Annotated in this window: 8 protein-coding genes and 1 pseudogene; 8 read left to right on the forward strand and 1 reads right to left on the reverse strand. The window is 59.6% G+C overall.

The features are described 5' to 3' along the window. The 3 genes and pseudogenes from DBR24_RS31855 to DBR24_RS09590 all read left to right on the forward strand — a co-directional run. A pseudogene (locus DBR24_RS31855) lies at positions 1-416 on the forward strand (alpha/beta hydrolase); the annotation flags it as partial. Positions 417-444: 28 nt separating this feature from the next. Continuing rightward, complete coding sequence (locus DBR24_RS09585; protein WP_123470626.1) at positions 445-858, forward strand: hypothetical protein; 414 nt, start codon at positions 445-447, stop codon at positions 856-858. A 6-nt stretch (positions 859-864) separates the two neighbouring features. Further along, positions 865-1,317 carry a hypothetical protein gene (locus tag DBR24_RS09590; RefSeq protein WP_128614606.1) on the forward strand — a complete coding sequence of 151 codons (453 nt, stop codon included), beginning with the start codon at positions 865-867 and terminating at the stop codon, positions 1,315-1,317. Between the two features lie 70 nt (positions 1,318-1,387). Here DBR24_RS09590 and gabP read toward each other — a convergent pair whose 3' ends face one another. Continuing rightward, a complete protein-coding gene (gene gabP / locus DBR24_RS09595; protein WP_128614607.1) occupies positions 1,388-2,779 on the reverse strand; it encodes a GABA permease in 1,392 nt (463 codons plus the stop codon). 554 nt (positions 2,780-3,333) lie between these two features. Here gabP and DBR24_RS09600 point away from each other — a divergent pair. From DBR24_RS09600 to DBR24_RS09620, 5 genes are all read left to right on the forward strand, one after another. After that, complete coding sequence (locus DBR24_RS09600) at positions 3,334-4,107, forward strand: ABC transporter ATP-binding protein (protein WP_128614608.1); 774 nt, start codon at positions 3,334-3,336, stop codon at positions 4,105-4,107. Positions 4,108-4,120: 13 nt separating this feature from the next. Next, entirely contained in the window at positions 4,121-4,870 is a 750-nt protein-coding gene (locus tag DBR24_RS09605) for an ABC transporter substrate-binding protein (RefSeq protein WP_128614609.1), read from the forward strand. 77 nt (positions 4,871-4,947) lie between these two features. Continuing rightward, positions 4,948-5,640, forward strand: a complete 693-nt coding sequence (locus DBR24_RS09610; RefSeq protein ID WP_128614610.1) for an ABC transporter permease — start codon at positions 4,948-4,950, stop codon at positions 5,638-5,640. Continuing rightward, a complete protein-coding gene (locus tag DBR24_RS09615) occupies positions 5,640-6,329 on the forward strand; it encodes an ABC transporter permease (RefSeq protein WP_095047148.1) in 690 nt (229 codons plus the stop codon). The genes DBR24_RS09610 and DBR24_RS09615 overlap by 1 nt, the downstream gene beginning before the upstream one ends. Beyond that, positions 6,310-7,097, forward strand: a 788-nt coding sequence (locus tag DBR24_RS09620) for a methyltransferase (RefSeq protein WP_128614611.1), incomplete at its 3' end; no start/stop codon positions are given. The genes DBR24_RS09615 and DBR24_RS09620, both read left to right, overlap by 20 nt.

Below are 7,097 nucleotides of genomic sequence, written 5' to 3' on the forward strand. Positions count from 1 at the left end.
TCTGTGGTTACTTTCCCGGCAAACGCCTCGGCTGGCTGGAAGACACGCCCGCCGGTGTCGTGCGCGACTGGAGCACGCCCACCGCACAATATGAGCGGCGTCCAAGCGGCCGGGCGCTGATGAAGAAAGCCGGCAGCCTGCCCTTCGCCAACGTTCGCGCCCAGACCCTGGCAATCAGCATCAGCGATGATCCTTACGGCACCATTGCAGCCATCGAACGCCTGCTCGCCTGCTTCAGCAACGCACCGAAAACCCACCTGCGCATCGAGCCGCAGGACATCGGCGAACAACAAGTCGGACATTTCGCCTTTTTTCGCAGCGCATACCAAGCCACACTATGGCCCATCGCTCTGACCTGGCTGCACACCGGCGCACTGGCCCCCGACACACCCGGGCGGACTGTGCCGCGCAGCTGAGCCCTTTCAACGCACGACGGAACACACCATGGCCTCCGCCAACAAACAGCAAAAACGCGCCGCCCGGGCCAAGACCAAGGCCAAGCAGAACCGCACCAAACGCGCCGAAGCGCCGGTGGAACTGGACCCGAACGACGATCGCATCGACTTCGAATCGGTGGACCTGACCGAGCTGTTCAAGAAAATGATCGACGCCGAGAAGATCAGCCAGCAAGCCCTGTGCACCGCGTTCCTCGAAGACCCGTTGCTGGAGCTGGTCTTTGAGCAGGAAGGCGAAGAAGGCGCGATGGACTTCATCCTCGCCGCGCTGATCGAGTACCGCCAGTGGTCGCAAGAAACCGATGAAGCCGGCGCGCTGGCGTGGATCGAATCCCCGGCCTTCCAGGCCGACTATGTGGCGGCGTCCGACGCGATCGCCGCGCAAACCCAACAGAAGAACTGAGTTCCCATGGCATCCCTGAACAAGCAACAGAAACGCGCCAAACGCGCCAAGGCCAAAGCCAAGCACATCCGCATGGTCGGGCGTAAGCCACTGGAGCAGGACGACGATCTCGGCCACCTCGCCGAGCCGATCCCGGATTACACCCTGGCAATGTTCAGCAAAATGCGCGACGCCGAAGCCGTCAGCCGCAACGAGATGCTGCTGACGCTGCTGCGTGAACTGGCGTTCATCATCGTTGACCATCCAGAACTGCTGGACATGGAAAACGCCGACAACGAAGGCATGGCCGCCACCCACCTGGCCGCCGACATGCTGATCGACTACCGCATGTGGGCCGACGGCATGGACATCGAAACCGCCCAGGCCTGGCTGAGCGAGCCGCAGTTCATCACCGATTTCGGGGTTGCGCTGGATACTTATGGCAAGTCGATGGACACGCAGGAAGACAAGAGCGAATAAACCCCGCTGCCAAACAAAAACGGCCGCTAGTCATCACTGACAGCGGCCGTTTTGCATTACGCGCTACGGATCAGTTGAGCACCACCGCACCACGTTTTTCCAGCTTGCGACGGCGGGCTACCAGCAGGCCGGCAGCCACCACCAACAGGCTCAGCAGGCCGGTCGCGAGGATTTCCACGCGGTGCGCTTCCTGGAACAGCATGATGGTCAGGGCCGCGACGATGAAGATGATCACCGCGTAGGTCAGGCCTGGGAACAGCCACATGCTGAAAACGATTTTCTCGCCACGGGCCATGCGCTGTTTGCGCATACGCAGTTGCGAGAACGCGATCACCAGGTACACCAGCAGCGCAATGGCGCCGGAGCTGGCCAGCAGGAACTCGAACACCGCAGCCGGTGCCACATAGTTGGCGAAGGTGCAGAGGAACGCTGCGCCAGTGGACAGCATGACCGCCCAGTAAGGCGTACCGCTTTTATTGGTGCGGGTCGACATGGCCGGGGCGTCGCCACGCTTGCCGAGGGAGAACAGCATCCGCGACGAGGTGTACAGCGCCGAGTTCAGGCAACTGGTTACAGCTACCAGCACCACGATGTCGACGATCATCTTGGCGTTCGGGATGCCCATGCGCTCAAGCACAGTCTGGTAGGAGCCCAGGTTAGCCAGCGTAGGATCGTTCCACGGCACCAGGGCCACAACGATGAAGATCGACACGAGGTAGAACAGACCGATCCGCCAGATCACCGAGTTGGTGGCCTTGGAGATCTGCTTGCCCGGGTTCTTCGATTCCGCAGCCGCGATGGTCACGATTTCGGTCCCCATGAACGAGAACATGGTAGTCAGGATCGCGCCCAGTACCGCGCCCATGCCGTTAGGCAGGAAGCCGCCGGAGTCGAACAGATGCGAAACACCGCTGACCTGGCTGTTCGGCAAGTAGCCGAAGATCGCCGCCAGACCGAGGATGATGAAGCCGATGATCGCCAGCACTTTGATCAGGGCAAACCAGAATTCGAACTCGCCGTAATTCTTCACACTGAACAGGTTGGTGATGGTCAGCAGCAGGGTGATGACCAGCGCGAACGCCCAGATACCTACGCCCGGGAACCATGCATGGAGGATGGTCGCGGCGGCGTTGGCTTCCAGTGGAATCACCAACACCCAGAACCACCAGTACAGCCAGCCGATGGTGAAACCGGCCCAGTGCCCGATGGCACGGTCGGCGTACGTCGAGAAGGAGCCAGTGTCCGGCGAGGCAACGGCCATTTCGCCGAGCATGCGCATCACTAAAACCACCAGGGTGCCGGCGGCGGCGTAGGCCAACAGCACGGCAGGGCCGGCGGCAGCGATGGCGTGGCCGGAGCCAACGAACAGACCGGCGCCGATTACACCGGCGATCGACAACATGGTCACATGACGCGGTTTGAGCCCCTGTTCGAGGCCATTGGAGCTTGGGGTACTGCTCATCGAAACTACCTTTGCAAGGAAAGCGATTGCGTCCGGCCCGTCTGGCATTTTCTTTCTCGTAAAAAGAAACCAACGGGGCGTTCCTTATTCTGCACGCAAGTTTTGCGCCAAAATGTTTCAAACTCTTCTGTGCCGCGGCTTTGCGCGCGACCGGACAGTCATCGCAAGTCCTTGGATTTAATGGCAATCCGCCAGAGCGTTACCCTGCGACTCACTTTTCAAACGAAACAGCGCACCAGAAACACACTGAAAAAGTGTGGGATGCACAATAAAAGGGCAATTGAGGAACGTTCGGCCGGATAGCGCTTCCAACACCCCGCCAAAGCTGGCAACATCGCGCCTTTTTTTACGCGACGCCCAAAGGTTTGCACGATCAAACACCCGTTCGGTTGTTGATGGGGCGACAGTCTGCTGTGCCGATGCGACAACCTGCCACACGCCATCCGCTTACCGCTCGTAGCGCTGTTGGCTGCCATTGAAACGCTATGCTAGCTTGGCCGCCTCGCCAGGAAGGCCCGCCAACAGCAGGAGCGCAACATATATGAGGAACGCACATGGCTGAGGCCACGCCCGCGCTTGAAATCCGCAACTTGCACAAACGCTACGGACAGCTTGAGGTGCTCAAAGGCATCTCGCTGACCGCCCGCGACGGCGATGTGATCTCGATCCTCGGTTCCTCCGGTTCCGGCAAGTCCACGTTCCTGCGTTGCATCAACCTGTTGGAAAACCCGCACCAGGGCCAGATTCTGGTGGCGGGTGAAGAACTCAAGCTCAAGCCCGCCAAGAATGGCGAACTGGTTGCCGCTGATGGCAAGCAGATCAATCGCCTGCGTTCCGAGATTGGTTTTGTGTTTCAAAACTTTAATCTGTGGCCGCACATGAGCGTGCTCGACAACATCATCGAAGCCCCGCGCCGCGTACTCGGCCAGAGCAAGGCCGAAGCGATCGAAGTCGCCGAAGCACTGCTGGCCAAGGTCGGCATCGCCGACAAGCGCCACGCGTATCCGTCGCAGCTGTCCGGTGGTCAGCAGCAACGCGCGGCCATCGCCCGCACCCTGGCGATGCAGCCGAAGGTGATTCTGTTCGACGAGCCCACCTCCGCCCTTGACCCGGAAATGGTTCAGGAAGTACTTAGTGTCATCCGCGCACTGGCCGAAGAAGGCCGCACCATGCTGCTCGTGACCCACGAAATGGGTTTCGCCCGTCAGGTCTCCAGCGAAGTGGTGTTCCTTCATCAGGGCCTTATAGAAGAGCAAGGATCGCCTCAGCAGGTGTTCGAAAACCCGCTTTCGGCGCGCTGCAAACAATTCATGTCCAGCAACCGCTAACGGAGCAACATGCATGCAGAATTTTAAAAAGGTCTTCCTGGCCGCCGCCGTCACCCTCGCGTTCAGCGCCGGTGCCATGGCCGAGACCCTGAAGATGGGCATCGAAGCGGCTTACCCGCCGTTCAACAACAAAGACGCCAGCGGCAACGTGGTCGGCTTCGACAAAGACATCGGCGACGCCCTGTGCGCGAAGATGAAAGTCGAGTGCACCGTAGTCACTTCCGACTGGGACGGCATCATCCCGGCCCTGAACGCGAAGAAGTTCGACTTCCTGATCTCCTCGCTGTCGATCACCGACGAGCGCAAGGGCGCGGTGGATTTCACCGACCCGTACTACTCGAACAAGCTGCAGTTCATTGCACCGAAAAACGTCGACTTCAAAACCGACAAGGACTCGCTGAAGGGCAAGTCCATCGGTACCCAGCGCGCCACGCTGGCCGGCACCTGGCTGGAAGACAACTACGGCAGCGATCTCAACGTCAAACTCTATGACACCCAGGAAAACGCCTACCTCGACCTGACCTCCGGTCGTATCGACGCCATCCTCGCCGACAAGTACGCCAACTACGACTGGCTGAAAACCGATGCTGGCAAAGCCTACGAGTTCAAGGGCGACCCGGTCGTGGAAAGCGACAAGATCGGCATCGCTGTACGTAAAGGCGATCCGCTGCGTGAGAAGCTGAACGCCGCCCTGAAGGAAATCGTCGCCGACGGTACCTACAAGAAGATCAACGACAAGTACTTCCCGTTCAGCATCTATTGATCTGACCTGCGGGACCGGCGCCGTGATTCGACGGCGCCGGCTCCCGGCCTTGCCTGCCGCGATTTGAAAAGAAATCCATGATTATCGACCTCTACGGATTCGGCCCGGCCCTCGCCGCCGGTGCGCTGATGACCGTCAAACTGGCGCTGACGGCCCTGTGCCTGGGACTGGTACTCGGTCTGCTCGGCGCCTTGGCCAAGACGTCCCCGTACAAGCCGCTGCAGTGGCTTGGCGGCACGTATTCGACCCTGGTGCGTGGCGTCCCGGAACTGCTTTGGGTTCTGCTGATCTACCTCGGCACCGTCAAGACGATGAACGCCATTGGCGAATACTTTGGCAATCCAGACCTGGCGCTAAGCCCCTTTGTGGCGGGCGTAACCGCACTCGGACTGTGCTTTGGCGCCTATGCCACGGAGGTATTTCGTGGCGCCATCCTGGCCATTCCGAAAGGACACCGTGAGGCCGGTCAGGCCCTGGGCCTGTCGAAATGGCGGATCTTCACCCGGTTGATCATGCCGCAGATGTGGCGCATCGCCCTGCCCGGCCTGGGCAATCTGTTCATGATCCTGATGAAAGACACCGCTCTGGTGTCGGTCATCGGCCTGGAAGAAATCATGCGCAATGCGCAGAACGCCGTGACCTTCGCCAAGCATCCATTCACCTTCTATCTGGTCGCAGCCGTCATGTATCTGGGCCTGACCATACTGGCGATGGCCACCATGCACTTCATGGAAAAACGCGCCGCCCGTGGCTTCGTGAGGACGACGTAATGGAATGGGAAGTCATCTATAAGTGGCTGCCGAAGTTCTTTCAGGGCGCCGTCCTGACACTCGAACTGGTGGGCATCGCCGTTATTCTCGGGTTGTTGCTGGCGATTCCTCTGGGCATCGCGCGCTCCTCCAAGCTCTGGTTTGTTCGCGCATTTCCTTACGCTTACATCTTTTTCTTTCGTGGCACTCCGTTGCTCGTACAACTGTTTCTGGTGTACTACGGCCTGGCTCAGTTCGACGCCGTACGCGACAGTTTCATGTGGCCGTATTTGCGAGAACCCTTCTGGTGCGCTGTCGCCACGATGACCCTGCATACTGCCGCCTATATCGCCGAAATCCTGCGTGGCGCCATTCAAGCGATCCCGCCGGGCGAGATCGAAGCCGCGCGTGCACTGGGCATGTCCAAGGCCAAGGCATTGTTCTATATCGTCCTGCCGCGCGCCGCGCGCATCGGCCTGCCGGCCTACAGCAACGAAGTCATCCTGATGTTGAAGGCCAGTTCTCTGGCGAGCACGGTGACCTTGCTCGAACTCACCGGCATTACCCGCACGATCATTGCCCGCAACTACCTCCACGTGGATATGTTCTTCACCGCAGGCGTCATTTACCTGCTGATGTCGTTTGTTCTCGTTCAGGCATTCAAACAGCTGGAGCGATGGTTGCGCGTCGATGCCTGTCAAGGGCGTTGATTCCTCTTGTGTGCTGACGGGCGAGGAGTTACTCGCCCGCTTCACCGCGCTGGATGCTTTTTTGATTGAGCATCAGGAGCTGTGGAAACCTCGTCCGTTCACTCATCTGCAGCTCCCATGGGAAGCGTCCTACCCGAAGTTGGCCTTGTGGCTACGCGGACGGTCGCTGAAAGAGGCGGAAAACGCTCACAATCAACCTGCTGATCTTGCCGAAGCGCCGGAGCCATTTGCTTCATTGGCAGCGATATCGGCTGAGCTTAGCGCTGTCGGTCAGTTGCCGGGGCATGCGCTGGAAGCTGCGGTGCATCGCTTGAATGTCGATGTACCGGGGCGCAAGTGGCAGCAGATTGAAGCGTTTGCCAGTCGTCTGTCTTTTTCCTCGCAACCGACGCACTGGCTCGATTGGTGTTCCGGCAAGGGGCATTTGGGCCGACGGTTGTTGAGTGATGGCCAACAGTTGACCTGCATTGAATACGATCCGGCATTGGTCGCCAGTGGTCAGGCGTTGAGTCAGCGCCATCATTTACACGTGCTGCATGTCGAGCAGGATGTGTTGGCAGCGAATGCTTCAGGTGTATTGAGCGCTGCCCACACACCCGCCGCCCTCCACGCCTGCGGCGATCTGCATGTGCGCTTGATGCAACTGGCCAGTGCTGCCGGCTGCCAGCAAATGGCGATCGCGCCTTGCTGTTACAACCGCATCAGTCGCAGCGAGTATCAGGCATTGTCCTCCGTCGGTTTGCGATCCGCCCTACAGCTCTCGCTCGA

The organism is Pseudomonas sp. HMWF006 (assembly GCF_003061205.1).
In the GTDB taxonomy this organism is placed as follows: Bacteria; Pseudomonadota; Gammaproteobacteria; order Pseudomonadales; family Pseudomonadaceae; genus Aquipseudomonas; species Aquipseudomonas monsensis.